Origin of the sequence: Bradyrhizobium sp. CCGUVB14 (genome assembly GCF_024199935.1) — a bacterium.
Classification (GTDB): Bacteria; Pseudomonadota; Alphaproteobacteria; order Rhizobiales; family Xanthobacteraceae; genus Bradyrhizobium.
Genome location: NZ_JANADS010000001.1, coordinates 9565569 through 9583448, shown reverse-complemented (window position 1 = coordinate 9583448; position 17880 = coordinate 9565569). Strand labels below are relative to the sequence as shown.

Below are 17880 nucleotides of genomic sequence, written 5' to 3'. Positions count from 1 at the left end.
CTAGCGGATTTCCATCGCCTTCCAGGCCTCTTTTTCAGAGGTCGCCTGGAAGACGGATGCTTTCGCCAGCGCTTCAGCCTCTTTTGCTGCGGCCACGGCGCGGTCGAAATCGCCGCCGTCGCCCGCCTTCTTGGCGGCCGCCAGCGTCGAGACGGTCGTGGTCCACTGGTTGCGCATGCCGGCTGCCTCCTTGGACGCAGCCTCCGCGGCAGCATAGGCCGCCTTGTAGTCTGCCTCGTCTGCCGCGCGCGCCATCGGCGCGAAGCTCAGGGCCAGCAACATGGCGAGGGGAAGTGACCGCTTCATGGCCGCGCTCCCGGTCCCGAAATCGGCAGGCCGTTCGCGACGTAGGAGAGGAAATATTCGACGTCGCGATATTCATCGGCCTGCGGCTCCAGCGGAACCGCGCGGGTCTGGCTGTTGCAGGTGATGAAGCGTCGGCTGGTGGTGCCCATGCCGCTCCATTCGGAGCGGTAGATCGGCATTGCGTTCAGGATGCCCAGCGCCGGCGCCAGGATCTCGGCGCGGATGCGCTCGCCCGGGCTTTGCACATGGCAGCTCGCGCAGGAGAAGTTCATCTGGCCGCGGCGGGTGTAGAAATAGCGCTTGCCGTTCTCGAACGCTTCCAGTGCGCGCGGATCATCTGGGATCTTGATGTCCATCAGCTGGCCACGCGACGTGACCGCCATATAAGCGGTCAGCGAGGCCATCTCGTCCTTGACGTAGGAGTAGGGTGCCTCGCCATTGGCCTCGCGGCAGCGGTTGAGCGCGAGCTCCAGCGTGACGACCTTGCCTTCCTTGGTGTCGAAATAAGGATAGTTCTGGCGAATGCCGATGCCGCGGTTCGGGAAGCAGTCGCCGTAGGTCTTGCCGTTCTTGAACGGCGTCGCAAACATCTCCCTGCCGGCGTCGAGCGCGAACTCGTAGGGCGGAAACTCTTCCTTCTCCTGCCACTGCCGCTTCATGTCCTCGTTCATGGAATAAGGACCGTTGACGAAATCCTCGTGCTTCACGTTCGGAAACTTCTGGAAGAAGAAGTTCTGGAACGCCTTGGCGTCAGCGACGGGATCGACCTTGTCGGCGGCAACCACGCGCGGAGAGGCGAGTGCGAACGCGACCAGCGCGGCGTTCAACGAGCCAAGCAGGAGGGCGGTGCGGGCCTTCATTACGCGATCTTCGCGGTGGTCTGGTCGGACCCACCCTTGTTGTCGGTCCAGGAGATCTTCAGGTCATCGCCCTTCTTGGCGCCCTTGAAGCTGAACTTGACGTAGGGGTCCTTGGAAATCGCGGTGCCCCAATCGGCGACGAAGACGTCCTTGCCGTTACATGTGAACTTCAGTTCCTGGATGTAATGCGCAGGGATCAACTCGCCCTTGGCGTCCTTCACCAGGCCGGTATCCATCGGGTGCTGGATCAGCGTCTGCACCTCGGTGATGTCGCCGTTGGATGTTGCGCGTACGCGAATGCTGGATGCCATGATTGTTCTCCCTCGCGCCTCAGCCGCCGCAGCCGCCGACGGTGACCTTCACTTCCTTGGTCGCGCTGTAGAGCTTGCCGTCGGCTTCCACGATCGCGGTCACGTTGCTGGTCTTGGCCATCTTCAGGCGATTGGCGACGGCGGGGATCGTGCCGTCGGGAAATTTGTAGGACGCGGCCAGTGCATTCGGGTTTTCGGCGACGAAGAACGCGATCGACGTGACCTTGTCGAGCGTCGTCGTCACCGAGATCGGCACCACGCCGCCATTCTCGGCGATCTCGGGCGCATCGAGCTTGACCTTGTCGGAGGGCTCGGCGGTCCTGCCATAGAGCGCCTTGATCGCGTCGGCCTCGTTCTTCAGCTTGAATGCCTCTTCCGGATATTTGTCGTTGGCCGCGGCGCGCGCGGGCGCGAACGGCAGATTGCCGAGGCCGATCAGAGCGACGCAAGCCGCGCCCTGAAGGATCAGGCGCCGCGTCGGATGAGGATCAGTGTTCGTGTTCATCTCAAATCTCTTGGTCATCTCAAATCTCATCTGGGTTTTCTGGGCCCGCCGTCACAGCGTCTGCAGGAAATCAACGATCGCGCTGATCTCCTGATCGGTCAAAAGCCGGTTGCGGCCGAACGGCGGCATCATGGTCTGCGGATTGCGCTTGGTCTCGTCGAACAGGATCGCGACCAGCTCGTTGCGGTCGGGGTATTTTGACTTGATGTCCTTCAGCTCCGGCCCGATCGTGCCCGGCAGATCGCCGCCCTTGACGACGTGGCAGGTCAGGCAATTGCCCTTGCCGCGGTCGAAGGCGAGTTTTTGGCCCTCGGCGATGGCCGACTGTGCCCACGCCGGGCGCGCGGCGAGGCCCGTGAGGACGACCAGCGCGAGGAGCAGGGCGGGCTTGCGAGGAAAGGCGGTCACGGCGTCGTTCCGAGGCTTATATGTCTGCAAAAGATAGTGTTTCAAAAGCACAAAGGGCATGCCGTGACAATCAAGACTATGCAGGGCGCAAAATGCCGTTAATATCTTCCGCATTGCAACTGAAGAGATAAATCGTTCATCAAGCCGGCATTAACCGGCGCCTGGCTGGGGGCGTTTGGCCCTTGTTGCGTTTTCGTGTGCTTTCTCATTTTCCGGGGACATCAATTGGCTGAATATGTCGTTGAATTTGGCAGGGACGGCGGGAGGGTCGAATCCGACGGCCGTCTCGATGCGCCGGCCTTCCATCGCAATCACGAGCCGCTCTGGGCGGCGCTCGAAAAGCATCTCGCCGGACGATCGGGCGACGTGGTCGAGGTCGGCAGTGGAACCGGCCAGCATGTGGTCCATTTTGCCCGCCATACGCCTGAGCTCGTCTGGTGGCCCAGCGACCTCAATCAGCGCCATGTGAAGAGTATCGAGGCCTGGCGCGTGCATTCGGGCCTGTCGAACGTCCGCTCGCCGTTGCGGATCGATCTTGTCGATCCCGACTGGTGCCCGGAGTTGAAGAGCGGGCAGGGGCCGAACAATCTCGCCGCCGTGTTCTGCGCCAATGTCATCCACATCGCGCCCTGGACCGTGGCCGAGGGCCTGTTCGCCGGCGCCGGCCGTTACTTGCGGTCCGATGGCCGGCTGTTCCTCTACGGCCCGTTCAAGCGCGACGGCAAGCACACCGCACTCAGCAACGCCGTGTTCGACACCTCCTTGCGCGAAGGCAACCCCGAATGGGGCGTGCGCGACGTCGGCGATGTCGAGACGCTGGCGAAGGCTGCTGGGCTTCGTCTCATCGACACGATCGAGATGCCCGCGAACAATCTGACGCTGGTGTTTGCGCGTTCGTAAAGCGCTGCCAGCTTAGGTCTTGGTTTGCGCCAAGACGGCGGTGCGCTCCCTCCCCCCTTGCGGGGGAGGGCGGGGGAGAGGGGTAGCCCAGCAAACGGTCTATCCATCTGTGATCGTACAGCGTGCACTCTTCGAGAGAGTCCCCGTGTAAACCCCTCTCCCTGCCCCTCCCCCGCAAGGGGGGAGGGAATGAGAGAGCGGTGCGTCCCTCACGTCGCGATACGACGAGAGTGCTCGGCCCTCACACCTGTCCGTCCCGCCACCCGATCTTCTCCTTCAGAAACTGAAAGCCGAGTACCTGGAAGCCGGCGCGCTCCTTGTTGTCCTTGCCGTAGCCGTGGCCGCCGGCGGCCGGCTCGTAGAACCAGGCCTCATAGCCCATCGCCTGCAGCTTGGCCGCCATCTTGCGCGCATGGCCCGGATGAACGCGGTCGTCGCGTCGCGTCGTCGCGATCAGGATCGGCGGATAGGACTGACCGGGCTTTGCATTGTGATAGGCCGAGTAGGTCTTCAGCCACTCCCATTCTTCCGGCTTGTCGGGGTCGCCATATTCCGCGATCCAGCTCGCGCCCGCGAGCAGCTTTGTGTAGCGGCGCATGTCGATCAGCGGGATGGTGCAGAACAGCGCGCCGAAACGCTCGGGGTATCGCACCAGCATGTTGGTGATGAGGATGCCGCCGTTCGATCCGCCTTGCGCGGCGATTCGTTTCGGCTGCGTCACGCCGCGTCGCACGAGATCGGCGGCAACGGCCGCGAAATCATCATGCGACAGCTTCTTGCCAGCGTATCGCCCCGCATCGTGCCAGCGCGTGCCGAACTCGCCGCCGCCGCGCAGATTGGCCTGCACCGTGGTGCCGCCACGCTCCAGCCACAGCTTGCCGAGCGACGAATTGTATTCCGGGCGAATCGTGACGCCGAAACCGCCATAGGCCGTCATGTAGACCGGCGCATCGCCGGTCTCGCCCGCCGGGCCGGTCTGCACATAGGGAATGCGCTCGCCGTCGACCGAGATGGCCTCGTGCTGCGTCACCACGAGGCCGTCGGCGTTGAACGTCTTCGGCGCTTGCCTCAGGACCGTCGGGCTTTCGACGCCGCGCTTGATCAGCATCAGCGACGGCGGCGTCAGCGGGTCCTGCACATTGGCCAGGAGGTCGCCATTGCTCTCGGACTCATGATGATCGAAGCGCCAGACATCGACGACACCGATGTCGGGGAGGCCGCGCAGCATCTCGCGGCTCCAGGCTGAGGCGGACGGCGTGCAGATCTCGAACACCGGCCGCAATTCGTCGAGAATGGAGAGCAGCAGCTTGCCGTCGGCCCAGGAAAATCCCTGCAGCGCGCGGCGTGCGCCTGGCTCGAACAGGATAGCGAAATTGCGATCGCCGGCGAGAAAGGCCGAGAGCGAGATGCCGAGCACGCTGTCTGGAGCGTAGGTGGTGCCGCCGACGCTCCAGGCCGAGCGCAACTTGATGGCGAACCAGTCACGGTGAGCCTGCAGCCAGATGTCGGAGGGAAGGTCGAGCTTGACGGTCGCGCCGGTCTCGGTGCCGAGCCAGAGGTCGAAATTGAAGAAGTCGAGCCGGTCGATGAACCAGAACCGCGGCGTCTCACCGGTCCGGTCGACGTCGCAGGAGGTGCTCATGCGATCCGGCGTGGTCTCGAACACCACTCGCGCATTTTCGACCGGCTCGCCGCGCCGCCACAACCGCACCGTCCGCGCATAGCCGGAGGTCGTCGCCATGTCCGCGCCGCCATACGCGCTCGACAACAGCACCGTGTCGGCATCGACCCAGTCGACGCTGCCCTTGGCTTCCGGCAGCGTGAAGCCACCGGCAACGAAGCTCTTCGTGTTGAGGTCGAACTCGCGCATGGTGACGGCATCGCTGCCGCCGCGCGACAGGCTCAGGATCGTCTGCGGCGCATCGCCGGGCAACGAGCTCGACCAGTTCAGCAGCCAGTCTTCGCCTTCGCCTGCTGCGAGTTTGTCGATATCGAGTAGCGTCTCCCAGGACGTCTCGGGCTTGCGAAACTCCGCCATGGTGGTTCGCCGCCACAGGCCGCGCGGGTTCGTTGCGTCTTTCCAGAGGTTGTAGAGCAGGCCGTCGCTGCGGCCGACATAGGGGATGTTGTCGGATCGGTCATAGATTGCGGCCAGGATATCGCGGTCACGCTCGAACGCCGCGCCGCCAAACTGGTCCAGCGTCAGGCGGTTCTGCCGCTCGACGAAATCGAGCGCGCGGCTGCCCTCGACCTCCTCCAGCCAGAGCCAGGGATCGTCGTCGGGAGCGCTGAGTGTAGGCCTGTCGTCGACGGACATGAACGAAACTCCCTGAGATCGGCGGCGGATAGGATTTGATCGAGCGCAAGCCGTCAAGAGCGTGGGCCGGGTATCATCGGGCCGATTGCGTCAGAGGCATGGCCTGCGCCCGTTTGCGCCGGTTGCCCGGCTCTTTCGGCCCCTCCATAGTGCCGGGAATCACCAAGCCTTTTGGGCGGAAATGCCGATGATTGACGTGACTGCAGCCAATGAGATCGCCGACGACGCGCGCGTGCGTGGCAACGTGGTGCGCCTCGCCGCAGCCCAGGCGCTGACCGGCGCCAATTCGGCCGTGATCTTCGCCACCGGCTCGATCGTCGGCGCCACGCTCGCCCCCGACATGTCGCTCGCGACCGTGCCGCTCTCGATGTACGTCGTGGGCCTTGCGGCCGGCACGCTGCCGACCGGCGCGATCTCGCGCCGCTTCGGCCGCCGCTGGGCTTTTGTGATCGGCACCGGTCTCGGCACGCTCACCGGTCTGATCGGTTCGTTCGCGATCCTGCACGCCTCGTTCGCGCTGTTTTGCCTCGCGACCTTTCTCGGCGGTCTCTACGGCTCGGTGGCGCAATCCTATCGCTTCGCCGCAGCCGACGGCGCCAGCGCGGCCTATCGACCGAAAGCCGTGTCGTGGGTGATGGCGGGCGGCGTATTCGCCGGCGTGCTCGGTCCGCAGCTCGTGCAATGGACCATGGACATCTGGTCGCCGTATCTGTTCGCGTTCAGCTTCCTGGTGCAGGCGGCGGTCGCGCTTGTTGCGATGGGCATCGTCGCCGGCGTCGACATGCCGAAGCCGGCACCGGCCGATCTGCATGGCGGACGTCCGCTGCTCACCATCGTGACCCAGCCGCGCTTCATCGCGGCCGCTTTGTGCGGCGTCATCTCCTATCCCATGATGAACCTGGTGATGACCTCGGCGCCGCTCGCCATGAAGATGTGCGGCTTAAGTCTCTCCGATTCCAATTTCGGCATTCAATGGCACATCGTTGCGATGTACGGGCCGAGCTTCTTCACCGGCGCGCTGATCGCCCGCTTCGGCGCGCCGAAGATCGTCGCTTGCGGCCTGCTGCTGGAAGCCGGCGCCGCCGGCATCGGTCTCTCCGGCATCACCGCGATGCACTTCTGGGCGACCTTGATCGTGCTCGGCGTGGGCTGGAATTTCTCCTTCATCGGCGCCTCCGCTTTGGTGCTGGAGACGCACCGTCCGCAGGAGCGCAACAAGGTGCAGGCCTTCAACGACTTCCTGGTGTTCGGGATGATGGCGATCGGCTCGTTCTCCTCCGGGCAGCTGCTTGCGAATTACGGCTGGTCCGCCGTGAACATGGTGGTGTTCCCGCCGGTCGTACTCGGTCTCGCCGTGCTCTCGCTGGCGTCGTGGGCCCGCCGCCGCAAAGCGCAGCTGGATGCGGCCATGGGCGAGTTCCCGGACGCGATCTGACGCATGATCCGGAAAAGTGTGCAGCGGTTTTCCGACAAGATCATGCGCAACAGAGTGGCAGGAGGCTGTCAGCAACGTTGATACTTCGATCCCGATCGAAGTGATTTTCTGCTCGCGCATCGATACATGATGGTCGTCATGGACAGAAAATCACAACGCGGGGGATACGAAGGAGAAGCGCAAATGCTCGACAATCCCCACCACGCCACGCCGATCGACGAATCCTCCCTCCGCTACGAAGGCTGGCGCATCGTCGCCGTCTGCTTCCTGCTTGCGACCTTCGGCTGGGGGCTCGGCTTCTACGGCCAGAGCGTCTATGTCGCCGAGCTGCAGCGCGCGCGGGGTTGGCCGGCTTCGCTGATCTCTTCGGGCACGACGTTCTTCTATCTTTTTGGCGCGCTGCTGGTCGTCTTCGTCGGCGAAGCCGTCCGGAAATATGGCCCGCGCATCAGTCTCATCGCCGGAACGCTGGCGATGGCGGCGGCCGGCGTCGCGATCGGCGCGGTGCGCGAGCCCTGGCAGCTTTATCTCGCGGATGCCGTGCTCGCCTTCGGCTGGGCCGGCACCAGCCTCGCCATGATCACCAACACCATCAGTCTCTGGTTCGACCAGAAGCGCGGCATGGCGATCAGCCTGGCCCTGAACGGCGCCAGTTTCGGCGGTATCGTCGGCGTGCCGCTGCTGGTGATGATGATCAGCCATATCGGCTTCGCCAGCGCGATGTTTGCCACCTCCGGCGCCATGCTGGTGCTGCTCGTGCCGGTGATCCTGCTGGTCGTCGGCCGGCCGCCCGATCTCCATGGCTGGCATGGGGCGGCGACAGCAAAACCGCAATCCTCGGCGGAGATCCGCTCGCGCGCGCTGCGCGATGTCGGCTTCCTCACCGTGACGATTGCGTTCGCGCTGGTGCTGTTCGCGCAGGTCGGCTTCATCGTGCACCTGATCTCGTTCCTCGATCCCGTGATCGGGCGCGAGCGGGCCGCCGTAGCCGTTGCGGTTCTCACCGCGATGGCGGTGATCGGCCGCGTGCTGTTCTCGATGGTGATCGACCGCCTCAACCAGCGCCTCGCCTCGGCACTGTCGTTCCTCAGCCAGGCCGCCGCACTGTGCGTCGTGATCAATCTGCACAATGATTACGTGCTGATCGCGGCCTGCGCGGTGTTCGGCTTCTCCGTCGGCAATCTCATCACGCTGCCGTCGCTGATCGTGCAGCAGGAGTTCGACGGCGCCTCGTTCGGCGTGCTGATCAGCCTCAACACCGCGATCAACCAGGTGACGTACGCGTTCGGTCCTGGCGTGGTCGGCTTTCTGCGCGATTGGTCCGGCGGCTACGCGCTGCCGTTCTATCTCTGTATCGCGCTGGAGGTGGCCGCGGCCGCGTTGATCATGGTGCGGGGCAAGCCAAGATCAAAACTCTCGTAGGGTGGGCAAAGGCGCACCGCGCCGTGCCCACGATTTCTCGATGAGTCAGCAAGAGTCCGTGGGCACGCTTCGCTTTGCCCACCCTACGAGACCTACGCCTCTCGCTGCTTCAGCAATCCCTCAACGTCGAGCCGCTTGGTAAACATCGCGAGCTTCCCATCCGGCCCGAACGGCCATTGCTCTCGCGGCTTGTCCCAATACAGTTCCACGCCGTTCTCGTCGGGGTCGCGCAGATACAGCGCCTCGCTCACGCCGTGGTCGCTGGCGCCGTCCAGCGCAATGCCGGCCGTCAGCACCCGGTGCAGCGCGTCTGCCAGCGCCGGCCGCGTCGGATAGAGGATCGCAGTGTGAAACAGCCCGGTCGTGCCCGGCGGCGGCGGTGAGCCGCCCTTGCTCTCCCAGGTGTTGAGCCCGATGTGGTGATGGTAGCCGCCGGCCGAGATGAAGGCTGCGCCCGAGCCCATGCGCTGCATCAGCTCGAAGCCGAGCACGCCGCAGTAGAAGCCGAGCGCGCGATCGAGATCGGCGACCTTGAGATGGACGTGGCCGATCCTGGTGCCGGCGGCGACGGGTGATGATTGCGACATGTGGCTGCTCCGTGACTGAACCCCACTTATGCCGGGCTTCGGGACAGCGCTACTGGCCGATCCCGAAACGCAGCGTTTCCATACGTGAAACCTAGGACAGCTCGGGCACCTCGCCCTCCGGCAACTCGAACTCGAACGTGTTCAGCGTCATCGACACCATCGTGTAGTAGCCGCAGAGACCGATCACCTCGACGACGCCGCGTTCGCTCAGCAGCGCAACGGCCTCGTCATAGAGCCCCTTCTCGACGCCGTGGCCCTCATGCAGCGATTTCGCGAGATCGTAGATCATCTTGCCCTTGGGGTCGTCGAACTCGGGGGTGCGGCGGTCACGGATCGCGTCGATGATCTTGGGATTCATACCGCCGGCGAGCGCGAGGCGCTTGTGCGCATACCATTCGTAATGCGCGGTCCAGTGCCGCGCCGTCACCAGGATCGCGATCTCCGAAAGCTTTGCCGGGAAGATCGTGTCGTAGCGCAGGACTTCGCCGAGCCGCGTGGCGTGACGGGCCATGTCGGGGCTGTTGAGCCAGGCCATCATCGGCGCCGGCGGCTTGCCGCGTTTGCCGGCAATCGACTCGTCATAGGTCTGCCGCTGGCTCTCGCTCATTTCGCCAGGCGAAAGAAGTTTCAGGCGCATTCGCGTTTCCTCTTTGTTTTCAAGCACCGTCGCGGTTGCGACTATAGCCGATGCGCTCAACGGAAGTGGTTGAATTCCGCAGTGCGATGGCCCAGAGTCGCCGCCAACAAGTTGTGATTGATGGAAACGACCATGAGCGAATCTGAGACGGCTGATCTCGAACAATTCCGCAGCGAGACGCGCGCCTGGCTGGAAGCAAACTGCCCGCCGGAGATGCGCAAGCCCGCGACGGCGGACACCGACGTGTTCTGGGGCGGACGCAACGCAAAGTTCTCGTCCGAGCCGCAGCGCATCTGGTTCGAGCGCATGCGCGACAAGGGCTGGACCGTGCCGGATTGGCCGAAGGAGTATGGCGGTGGCGGCCTCAGTGCTGCCGAGCACAAGGTGCTCCGTTCCGAGATGGGAAGAATCGGCGCGCGCCCGCCGCTGTCGAGCTTCGGCATCTGGATGCTCGGGCCTGCGCTGCTCAAGTATGGCAACGAGGCGCAGAAGAAAGAGCACCTGCCGAAGATCGCGGCGGGCCTGATCCGCTGGTGCCAGGGCTATTCCGAGCCGAACGCCGGCTCCGATCTTGCCTCGCTGCAGACCCGCGCCGAGAGCGATGGCGATGATTTCGTCATCACCGGATCGAAGATCTGGACGTCCTACGCCAACTACGCCGACTGGATCTTCTGCCTGGTGCGCACCGATTCGGCTGCGAAGAAACACGATGGCATCAGCTTCATCCTGTTCGACATGACCTCGAAGGGCGTGACGACCAAGCCGATCCTCCTGATCTCCGGCTATTCGCCGTTCTGCGAAACCTTCTTCGACGGCGTCCGTGTGCCGAAGTCGCACGTGGTCGGCACCGTCAACCGCGGCTGGGACGTCGCAAAATATCTGCTCCAGCACGAGCGCGCGATGATCTCCGGCATGGGCGAGCGCGGCGTCGGCCGTCCGCTCGGCCAGATCGCCGCGGATTCCGTCGGCTCCGATGCGCAAGGCAAGCTCGATGATTCCATGCTGCGCGGCCGGATCGCGACGTTCGACGTCGATGAGGCCGCGCTTGCGGCCTGCGCCGAGCGCGCGGTCGATCTCGCCAAGGCCGGCCAGGCGCATCCGGCGTTCTCGTCGGCGATGAAATATTACGGCACCGAGCTCAACAAGCGCCGCTACGAGATCCTGATGTCGGCCGGCGGCGTCGATGCGCTGGAATGGGAGAGCGAGCGCTCGCGGCAGGGCGCCCGTCCGCGCGCCTGGCTGCGTACCAAGGCCAACTCGATCGAGGGCGGCACGTCCGAGGTCATGCTCGGCATCGTCGCCAAGCGCATCCTGGATTTGCCGGGGGCCTAGGGAAGGTCCTCATCCTGAGGAGCGGCCGCAAGGCCGCGTCTCGAAGGATGGCCACGGCCTTCATGGTTCGAGACGGCGCTAGCGCGCCTCCTCACCATGAGGGTCACCATTGAATTCAAACGAACAATAATTCTGTTGGAGCCCGTCATGGCCCTCGTCCTCACCGAAGAACAATCAATGCTCCGCGACAGCGCGCGCGGGCTGATCAGCGATAAGGCGCCGGTGTCGCACCTGCGCGGCTTGCGCGATAGCAAGGATCCCACCGGCTTCTCCAAGGAGCTGTGGCATTCCTTCGCCGAGATGGGCTTTGCCGGCCTGCTGGTGCCGGAAGAGTTCGGCGGCAGCGGCCTCGGTGTCATGGAAGCCGGCATCGTGATGGAGGAGATCGGCCGCACTCTGATGCCGTCGCCGTTCCTCGCCACCAGCGTGGTCGCGGCCTCGGCGCTGAACCGCGGCGGCAATGCCGCGCAGAAGTCGGAGTATCTGCCGAAGATCTCCAACGGCTCGCTGCTCGCGACGCTTGCGATCGACGAGGGCGCGAAGCATCGCCCGCTGCAGACGAATTTGCAGGCCGTGCGCGCCGGCAACGGTTTTAAATTGTCCGGCACCAAGGCGCTGGTGGTTGATGGTCATGTCGCGGATCTCTTCATCGTTGCTGCACGTACCGCCGGCGCGGCCGGTGAGCGCGACGGCCTGACGCTTTTCCTGGTCAATCCCAAAGCCAAGGGCGTTGCGATCGAGCGCACCATCATGGTCGACGCGCACAACGCGGCGCGGATTGAGTTGGCCAATGTCGAGGTCAACGCCGACAGCGTGCTCGGCGAGGTCGATCAGGGGGCAGCCCTGCTCGACGGTGTGCTCGACATCGGCCGCGGCGCGGTCGCCGCCGAAATGGTGGGCTTGAGCGAGGAAGTCTTCAATCGCACCGTCGAGTACCTGAAGAACCGCAAGCAATTCGGCAAGCTGATCGGCGAATTCCAGGCGCTGCAGCACCGCGCCGCCGAGCTCTATGTCGACATCGAGATCACCCGCGCCGCCACCATGAAGGCGCTGCAGGCGCTGGATGCAGATGTCGCCAAGGCCGCCTCAGCCGTTGCCGTCGCAAAGGCCCGCGCCGGCACCACCGCCACCCGTGCGGTGCAGGAAGGCGTGCAGATGCATGGCGGCATGGGCATGACCGACCAGTTCGACATCGGCTTCTTCATGAAGCGCGCACGCGTGTGCGAGGAATTGTTCGGCGATGCGAACTACCACACCGAGCAGCTGGCGCGCGCGCGGGGGTATTGAGGGGGAAGGGGCACTGCGGCGCCCAAATACAGGTGTCGTCCCGGCGAACGCCGGGACCCATAACCCCAGGGAGTAGTTTGGCGAAGGCTCGGAGTTAAGCAGCCTCCCCGTGGTACCGTCACCTGCGCTTATCGATAGATCACGCGGTATGGGTCCCGGCCTTCGCCGGGACGACACCAGACCGTCCTACCTCATCGGCGGCGCGTACTGCACGCCACCGGCGTTCCACAGCTGGTTCATGCCGCGCGGGATCTTCAGCTGCGATTTCTCGCCGATATTGCGCTCGTACATCTCGCCGTAATTGCCGACGCGACGGATGATGCGCACGGCCCAGTCCTTGGTCAGGCCGAGCTGCTCGCCGTAATTGCCTTCGGTGCCGACCAGCCGCATCACTTCCGGCTTCTTCGACTTCAGCGCGTCGTCGATGTTCTCCGAGGTGATGCCGAGCTCTTCGGCGTTGATCATCGCGTAGAGCGTCCACTTCACGATCATCATCCAGTCGTCGTCGCGCTGGCGCACGACGGGGGCGAGCGGCTCCTTGGAGATCATGTCGGGCAGGATCATGTGATCGCCGGGCTTCGACATGTTCAGCCGCAGCGCATAGAGCTGCGAGACGTCGGCGGTGAGCGTGTCGCACTTGCCGGTGTCGTAGGCCTTCACCACGTCTTCCAGCTTGTCGAACTTCACCAGCTCGTACTTCATGTTGTTGGCTTTGAAGTAGTCGGCGAGGTTGAGCAGCGTGGTGGTACCGGCCTGCACGCAGACCTTGCTGTCGGCAAGATCGAGCGAGGTCTCCTTGTTGCGAGAGCGCGGCACCATGAAGCCTTCGCCGTCGTAATAGGCCACCGCCGGGAAATAGAGATCGTAGTCGAGCTCACGCGACATGCTCCAGGTCGAGTTGCGCGAGAGAATGTCGACCTTGCGGCTCTGCAGTTCCTTGAAGCGCTCGCTGGCGTCGAGCGGCACGAACTTGGCCTTGCTCGGGTCGTCGAAGATCGCCGCGGCGACCGCGCGGCAGAAATCGACGTCAAAGCCGGTCCAGTTGCCCTTGTCGTCGGGGATCGAGAAGCCCGGCAGGCCCTTGTTGACGCCGCACAGCACTTCGCCGCGGCGCACCGTGCGCTTCAGCGTGCGGGTGTCGTAGAATTCGTAGACGACGGCCAAGGCGCCGACCAGCACGGCGACCGCGAGCCCGATCAGCAGGCCGCCTCGAAATGTGCGCATCATGTTGCTCTCTCGAAAAAATCGGGAAATGGAATTTTGGCGAAGGCGGGAAGACGATCCGGAGGGATCGTGCTCGAACGATGGACTTAGAGCTCGGGCTTCTGCCGGATGACCACCTTGGTGCCAACAGGGACGCGATCGTAGAGATCGGCGACGTCATTGTTGACGAGGCGGAAGCAGCCCGAGGACACCTTGGTGCCGATCGTATCGGGACGGTTGGTGCCGTGGATGCGGTAGACCGTGGTGCCGAGATACATGGCGCGGGCGCCGAGCGGGTTGCCGGGGCCGCCGGCCATGAAGCGCGGCAGATAGGGCTGGCGCTGGATCATTTCCGGCGGCGGCGTCCAGTCCGGCCATTCCTTCTTGTTGGTGATGTTCACCAGCCCCTGCCACTGAAAACCGTCGCGGCCGACGCCGATGCCGTAGCGGATCGCGCGCCCGCCGGGCTGCACCAGATAAAGGTGGCGCTCGGTGGTCGAGATGATGATGGTGCCGGGCGGCTCGGTGGTGCGGTAGTACACGACCTGCTTCTGCCATTCCGGATCGAGCTGATAGCTGTCGTCGGCAATCAGTCCGGGCTCGTCGCCGCGGTCCGGCTGCTGGGCGAAGGCGTGCGGTGCGGACAGGATCAGGCCGATCGCAGCCACAAGCGCCCCGGTCAGGCGACGAACATCCGTCATTTCAAGCTCTCCCCGCTGCCACAGCGCAAATCGTTAGGAACCATCTGAACTCAGGGGCAGCTTCGTGGCAAGTTAAAGGCGCGCCTGACTGATATGTCACGAGAATGCTTTGGTTTTTTGACGTGAATCAACACCCAGGAACAGGGTGGATTGGCGCGAAAAGCCGCGTCTGCTGTCTCACCCACGGGTTGAGGCGTCCTGGATTTGATTGGCCGCCGCCTCGATCCCGAGCCGCCGGACGATCTCCATGCCCACGGCGCGGGCCTCGTTGCGCGAGCCGATGCGGGGGCTGCGAAACCGTCGCCCCGAGCGCAGCCGGATCGTCAGGATGCAATGCTCATCCTCGGACCGGCCGCGACGGTCGACCGTGATCGCCTTGACGTTGGGCCCTTCGATAGTGTCCTCGCGCGGCTGGCCGTTGCCCCAGAGCCGTTCGACGCGGATGTCGCCTTCGCGGATCACCCAGAAGGCGCCGGTGACGAGATTGGCGAATCGGTAGACGCCGAATGCGGCGAGGACGCCAAGCGGCAGCAGCGTGTAGTCGATCCATTGGGGCTGCAGGCCACGCCAGAGCCTGTAGGCATAGGGTGCGACGCTCAGGGCGACGGCGATCAAGGCCGCGATCCGGATGTCTCTTTGGGAAAACGGCTCGACGGGGTCGCCAAGACGCATCTCGGGATTGCTGGCGTCGAGCGGATTGACGGGGGCCTCGACGTCGGGAACATCGAATTGCGCGGCGATCCGCGCCACGGTGTCACGCACATGCGTGACGTCGGAGAGGGGCGGGGAGGTCAGGCGCTCGCCCGAAGCAAGCGTGAAGGCGAGCTGGAATCGGGCTTTCGCAGTTTTGCTGCCGGGAACCTGAAGTCCCGTGATGTCGTCTTTCGCGACGATCCGTGTCTGGAGCTTCCCGAATGGACGCTGCTTCCCGATCAGGATTTCAGCCGGCGTGATGATCCACACCACCGCCGGTGCCAGCATGACGACGCAGACGAACGCGGCGCCCGCCAGCAGCGCGACTACGGAAATGATGATTTCGAGGACGTCGTGCGTGAACAGTCCCGGCGTGAAACACAGCGCAACGGCCGCCGCAGACCCGGCCACGACCAGCCGCTGCGCGATCGAGGAGCCTTCGCGAAGGCGGATGTCGTTGCTGGTGGTCGCGTCGTTCATTGCGGCGGCTGATTTGCGTTGGCGCGCGAAACTCCACGGACGGGTCCGTGGAGTCAAGCAGCACACCGCCGCCTGCGGGATCAACTCTCGGCGTTCAGCAGCCTGGCCACGGTGCGGTCGATCTCGTCATAGCGGCCTTCGCCTTCGTGCTGGAACACGATCTTGCCGTTCTGGTCGATGATGTATTGCGCCGGCCAATACTGGTTGCTGTAGGCGTTCCAGGTCTTGGAATCATTATCCTGCGCCACCGGATAGGTGATGCCATGACGCTTCAGTGCGGCCTGCACGTTCGAAGCCGAACGCTCGAACGGGAATTCCGGCGTGTGCACGCCGACCACGACGAGGCCCTTGTCCTTGTATTTTGCATAGAGGTCGGTGACGTGCGGCAGCGTGTTGACGCAGTTGACGCAGCCATAGGTCCAGAAGTCGACCAGCACGACCTTGCCGCGGAGGTCGGCGATGTTGAGCGGCTTCGAGTTGAACCAGTTGCTGATGCCGGCGAAGTCGGGCGCGGTCACCGCCTGGCGCGCGGCCGCGACCTTCACCGGCGCTGCGGGCGAAACCTCGTCGCAGATGCCGGGGATGACGGCGCCGGTGACGGCGAAGCCGATCAGCGCGGCGGAGACGGCGAGCAGTTTGAAGGTCATGGATGTGTTCTCCGTTGAGGGGTGAAGCGATCACAGGCCGATCTGGCCAGTGGGGTAGAAGCCGGTGAGCCACGCCACGATCAGCGTGTCGTATTGGAAGTAGGCGGCGAGCGCGAAGGCGATCACGACGACGCCAAAGCCCTGCTGCAGGCGCGGCGAGATGCGCGCGAGGCTGCGCACACGCGTGGTCGCGGCCTGTCCGCCATAGGCGATCGCGAGCATCGGGATCGCAGCACCAATCGCGTAGGCGACCAGCAGCGTGCCGGCCCAGGCGAGGTTCCTGGAGGTCGCGACCAGCGTCAAGATCGAGCCGAGCACGGGGCCGGCGCAGGGTGTCCAGACCAGGCCCAGCGTGGTCCCGAGCAGGAGACCGCCGAGCGCGCTTTCGCGCTGCATGCCGCCCGCATTGCCGAGACTGAGCCAGCCATTGAGCCGGATCGACAGCCATTCGAACGGCGCCGGCCACAGCATCAACAGTCCGAAGCCGAGCAGCAGAATCGACGCCGCCTCGCGCAGCACATTCGGATCGAAATCGAACAGCCGCGTCAGCGCGCCGAGCAGCAGCGCCACCGCGGAGAAGGACACGACGAAGCCGAGCGCGATCATCGCGGGCCGCAATTGCGACGTGCGCCCGATCGAGGCGCCGAGCAGGATCGGCAACATCGGCAGCGTGCAGGGCGCCGCAATGGTGAGGATGCCGGCGAGGACAGCGAAGAGGAGTTCGAGCATGGGGCACTCGTGATTGAGGTCACGAGGGCAGTTCGGGATGGAGACGGGGATCGTTACGCGGCGTCACGCGCTCGTGACGGCGTGGTTGTTCTGCGGAACAAACCGTGCGGGCCACAGCGGCACTGCGCTCCCTCCCCCCTTGCGGGGGAGGGCGGGGGAGAGGGGTGGCCCCGGGAGAGATCGGAGTTCGTGGCTACTCCTCTCCCTGCCCTCGAGAGCGAGCTTCGCTCGCCTCGGACCCCGCAAGGGGGAGGGAATGAGAGAGCGGGGGCCGCCCCCACTCAGGAAAACCCAAATAAAAACGACCCGGAAGGGGGGCATCCCGTCCGGGTCGTTGGAGGTCTTGGGAGGTTTAACGAAACCGTATGTGATCCTTATAGGGACGAAGTTTTTCCGCCGGATGTTGTGGTTTGTTTCATTTGTTTCGTCGGCGGTAACGCTTTCGTGTCCCGGGACAGGGCCGGCAACCCGGTCCTATCCCATTGAAATCCTTTGCCTTAGGCGGCGAACCGGTCGACGCCGCAATTCTTAAGCAGATCGGCGAGCTGCTTGCGGGCGTAGAACATCCGGGTCTTCACCGTGCTCTGGGGGATGCCGATGATCTGCCCGACCTCCTCCACCGACTTCTCATGGTAGTAGACGAGGGTGATGATCTCGCGATGCGCGGGTGACAGTTTCTGCACGCAGGCGCGAAGGATGGCGCTGGTGTCGCTGCGGTCGAGCGAGGTCTCGGGCGTGTCATTACCGTCCGGGATCTGCCGCACGTCCTCCTGATCGATATCCTCGAACCGGCGCTGGCGCATCGCGGTCAGCGCCTTGAAGCGTGCGATCGAGAGCAGCCAGGTCGAGACCTGCGAGCGGCCCTGGAACTGTCCGGCGGTCCGCCACACGTCCAGGAACACCTGGCTGACCAGGTCTTCCGCCGTGGTCGCGTCCCGCACGATTCGCAGGATGAAACGGTAAACCCGCACGTTATGACGGCAATAAAGGATGTGCATGGAGGTCCGGTTGCCGTCGGCAATGCTCTCAAGGAGCATATCGTCCGAGGTCGCCTGAGCGGCAATGATGCTCTGGCTGGCTTGGGCGTTGATGGCGATGACGTTCGGCATTGACTTAGCTC

At 64.2% G+C, this 17880-nt stretch carries 19 protein-coding genes; 5 read left to right on the top strand and 14 right to left on the bottom strand.

Annotated features, from left to right (window positions below):
• From NLM32_RS44885 to soxX, 5 genes are read right to left on the bottom strand one after another with little or no spacing between them, the layout of a single operon-like run.
• On the bottom strand, nt 1-306 hold the full coding sequence (locus NLM32_RS44885; protein WP_254135027.1) for a hypothetical protein: 306 nt from the start codon (nt 304-306) through the stop codon (nt 1-3).
• Complete coding sequence (gene soxA, locus NLM32_RS44880) at nt 303-1166, bottom strand: sulfur oxidation c-type cytochrome SoxA (protein WP_254135026.1); 864 nt, start codon at nt 1164-1166, stop codon at nt 303-305. Before soxA ends, NLM32_RS44885 begins: the two co-directional genes overlap by 4 nt.
• The gene (soxZ, locus tag NLM32_RS44875) at nt 1166-1477 is read right to left on the bottom strand and encodes a thiosulfate oxidation carrier complex protein SoxZ (protein ID WP_254135025.1); all 312 of its coding nucleotides are present in this window, start codon (nt 1475-1477) and stop codon (nt 1166-1168) included. The genes soxA and soxZ overlap by 1 nt, the downstream gene beginning before the upstream one ends.
• Nucleotides 1478-1496: 19 nt before the next feature.
• Nucleotides 1497-1982 (bottom strand): thiosulfate oxidation carrier protein SoxY, encoded by a 486-nt coding sequence (gene soxY, locus NLM32_RS44870; RefSeq protein WP_254135024.1) that lies wholly within the window; start codon nt 1980-1982, stop codon nt 1497-1499.
• A 51-nt stretch (nt 1983-2033) separates the two neighbouring features.
• Nucleotides 2034-2390, bottom strand: a complete 357-nt coding sequence (soxX, locus tag NLM32_RS44865; RefSeq protein WP_254135023.1) for a sulfur oxidation c-type cytochrome SoxX — start codon at nt 2388-2390, stop codon at nt 2034-2036.
• A 225-nt stretch (nt 2391-2615) separates the two neighbouring features.
• On the opposite strand from soxX, the gene NLM32_RS44860 reads away from it, so the two are divergent.
• Entirely contained in the window at nt 2616-3290 is a 675-nt protein-coding gene (locus tag NLM32_RS44860) for a DUF938 domain-containing protein (protein ID WP_254135022.1), read from the top strand.
• 241 nt (nt 3291-3531) lie between these two features.
• Here the strand turns inward: NLM32_RS44860 and NLM32_RS44855 are convergent, their stop codons facing one another.
• The gene (locus NLM32_RS44855; protein ID WP_254135021.1) at nt 3532-5607 is read right to left on the bottom strand and encodes a prolyl oligopeptidase family protein; all 2076 of its coding nucleotides are present in this window, start codon (nt 5605-5607) and stop codon (nt 3532-3534) included.
• Nucleotides 5608-5794: 187 nt separating this feature from the next.
• On the opposite strand from NLM32_RS44855, the gene NLM32_RS44850 reads away from it, so the two are divergent.
• Nucleotides 5795-7042 carry an MFS transporter gene (locus NLM32_RS44850; RefSeq protein ID WP_254135020.1) on the top strand — a complete coding sequence of 416 codons (1248 nt, stop codon included), beginning with the start codon at nt 5795-5797 and terminating at the stop codon, nt 7040-7042.
• A 183-nt stretch (nt 7043-7225) separates the two neighbouring features.
• Nucleotides 7226-8464 carry an MFS transporter gene (locus NLM32_RS44845; RefSeq protein ID WP_254135019.1) on the top strand — a complete coding sequence of 413 codons (1239 nt, stop codon included), beginning with the start codon at nt 7226-7228 and terminating at the stop codon, nt 8462-8464.
• A gap of 92 nt (nt 8465-8556) precedes the next feature.
• Here the strand turns inward: NLM32_RS44845 and NLM32_RS44840 are convergent, their stop codons facing one another.
• The gene (locus NLM32_RS44840) at nt 8557-9051 is read right to left on the bottom strand and encodes a VOC family protein (protein ID WP_254135018.1); all 495 of its coding nucleotides are present in this window, start codon (nt 9049-9051) and stop codon (nt 8557-8559) included.
• A gap of 91 nt (nt 9052-9142) precedes the next feature.
• Nucleotides 9143-9688, bottom strand: coding sequence for a carboxymuconolactone decarboxylase family protein (locus NLM32_RS44835; protein ID WP_254135017.1), 546 nt, complete (start codon nt 9686-9688; stop codon nt 9143-9145).
• 132 nt (nt 9689-9820) lie between these two features.
• Here NLM32_RS44835 and NLM32_RS44830 point away from each other — a divergent pair, with 132 nt between their 5' ends.
• Both NLM32_RS44830 and NLM32_RS44825 read left to right on the top strand, forming a co-directional pair.
• Nucleotides 9821-11020, top strand: a complete 1200-nt coding sequence (locus NLM32_RS44830) for an acyl-CoA dehydrogenase family protein (RefSeq protein WP_254135016.1) — start codon at nt 9821-9823, stop codon at nt 11018-11020.
• A gap of 147 nt (nt 11021-11167) precedes the next feature.
• The gene (locus tag NLM32_RS44825) at nt 11168-12307 is read left to right on the top strand and encodes an acyl-CoA dehydrogenase family protein (RefSeq protein WP_254135563.1); all 1140 of its coding nucleotides are present in this window, start codon (nt 11168-11170) and stop codon (nt 12305-12307) included.
• A 186-nt stretch (nt 12308-12493) separates the two neighbouring features.
• Here NLM32_RS44825 and NLM32_RS44820 read toward each other — a convergent pair whose 3' ends face one another.
• The 6 genes from NLM32_RS44820 to NLM32_RS44795 form a co-directional block, all read right to left on the bottom strand.
• On the bottom strand, nt 12494-13531 hold the full coding sequence (locus NLM32_RS44820) for an amino acid ABC transporter substrate-binding protein (RefSeq protein WP_254135562.1): 1038 nt from the start codon (nt 13529-13531) through the stop codon (nt 12494-12496).
• Between the two features lie 86 nt (nt 13532-13617).
• Entirely contained in the window at nt 13618-14211 is a 594-nt protein-coding gene (locus NLM32_RS44815) for a L,D-transpeptidase (RefSeq protein WP_254135015.1), read from the bottom strand.
• Between the two features lie 177 nt (nt 14212-14388).
• On the bottom strand, nt 14389-15384 hold the full coding sequence (locus tag NLM32_RS44810) for a hypothetical protein (RefSeq protein ID WP_254135014.1): 996 nt from the start codon (nt 15382-15384) through the stop codon (nt 14389-14391).
• Nucleotides 15385-15464: 80 nt separating this feature from the next.
• Nucleotides 15465-16031 (bottom strand): thioredoxin family protein, encoded by a 567-nt coding sequence (locus NLM32_RS44805; RefSeq protein WP_254135013.1) that lies wholly within the window; start codon nt 16029-16031, stop codon nt 15465-15467.
• Nucleotides 16032-16061: 30 nt separating this feature from the next.
• Nucleotides 16062-16760, bottom strand: a complete 699-nt coding sequence (locus tag NLM32_RS44800) for a cytochrome c biogenesis CcdA family protein (protein ID WP_254135012.1) — start codon at nt 16758-16760, stop codon at nt 16062-16064.
• 497 nt (nt 16761-17257) lie between these two features.
• On the bottom strand, nt 17258-17869 hold the full coding sequence (locus NLM32_RS44795) for a sigma-70 family RNA polymerase sigma factor (RefSeq protein WP_254135011.1): 612 nt from the start codon (nt 17867-17869) through the stop codon (nt 17258-17260).
• Nucleotides 17870-17880: the final 11 nt, after the last annotated feature.

What these genes read in the sequence shown, in the direction of transcription:
- soxA (WP_254135026.1), bottom strand. Translation starts at nt 1,166, where the DNA reads ATGAAGGCCCGCACCGCCCTCCTGCTTGGCTCGTTGAACGCCGCGCTG.
- NLM32_RS44795 (WP_254135011.1), bottom strand. Translation starts at nt 17,869, where the DNA reads ATGCCGAACGTCATCGCCATCAACGCCCAAGCCAGCCAGAGCATCATT.
- NLM32_RS44815 (WP_254135015.1), bottom strand. Translation starts at nt 14,211, where the DNA reads ATGACGGATGTTCGTCGCCTGACCGGGGCGCTTGTGGCTGCGATCGGC.
- NLM32_RS44825 (WP_254135563.1), top strand. Translation starts at nt 11,168, where the DNA reads ATGGCCCTCGTCCTCACCGAAGAACAATCAATGCTCCGCGACAGCGCG.
- NLM32_RS44885 (WP_254135027.1), bottom strand. Translation starts at nt 306, where the DNA reads ATGAAGCGGTCACTTCCCCTCGCCATGTTGCTGGCCCTGAGCTTCGCG.
- NLM32_RS44850 (WP_254135020.1), top strand. Translation starts at nt 5,795, where the DNA reads ATGATTGACGTGACTGCAGCCAATGAGATCGCCGACGACGCGCGCGTG.
- NLM32_RS44800 (WP_254135012.1), bottom strand. Translation starts at nt 16,760, where the DNA reads ATGCTCGAACTCCTCTTCGCTGTCCTCGCCGGCATCCTCACCATTGCG.
- NLM32_RS44805 (WP_254135013.1), bottom strand. Translation starts at nt 16,031, where the DNA reads ATGACCTTCAAACTGCTCGCCGTCTCCGCCGCGCTGATCGGCTTCGCC.
- NLM32_RS44845 (WP_254135019.1), top strand. Translation starts at nt 7,226, where the DNA reads ATGCTCGACAATCCCCACCACGCCACGCCGATCGACGAATCCTCCCTC.
- soxZ (WP_254135025.1), bottom strand. Translation starts at nt 1,477, where the DNA reads ATGGCATCCAGCATTCGCGTACGCGCAACATCCAACGGCGACATCACC.
- NLM32_RS44820 (WP_254135562.1), bottom strand. Translation starts at nt 13,531, where the DNA reads ATGCGCACATTTCGAGGCGGCCTGCTGATCGGGCTCGCGGTCGCCGTG.
- NLM32_RS44830 (WP_254135016.1), top strand. Translation starts at nt 9,821, where the DNA reads ATGAGCGAATCTGAGACGGCTGATCTCGAACAATTCCGCAGCGAGACG.
- NLM32_RS44840 (WP_254135018.1), bottom strand. Translation starts at nt 9,051, where the DNA reads ATGTCGCAATCATCACCCGTCGCCGCCGGCACCAGGATCGGCCACGTC.
- soxY (WP_254135024.1), bottom strand. Translation starts at nt 1,982, where the DNA reads ATGAACACGAACACTGATCCTCATCCGACGCGGCGCCTGATCCTTCAG.
- NLM32_RS44835 (WP_254135017.1), bottom strand. Translation starts at nt 9,688, where the DNA reads ATGCGCCTGAAACTTCTTTCGCCTGGCGAAATGAGCGAGAGCCAGCGG.
- NLM32_RS44810 (WP_254135014.1), bottom strand. Translation starts at nt 15,384, where the DNA reads ATGAACGACGCGACCACCAGCAACGACATCCGCCTTCGCGAAGGCTCC.
- NLM32_RS44855 (WP_254135021.1), bottom strand. Translation starts at nt 5,607, where the DNA reads ATGTCCGTCGACGACAGGCCTACACTCAGCGCTCCCGACGACGATCCC.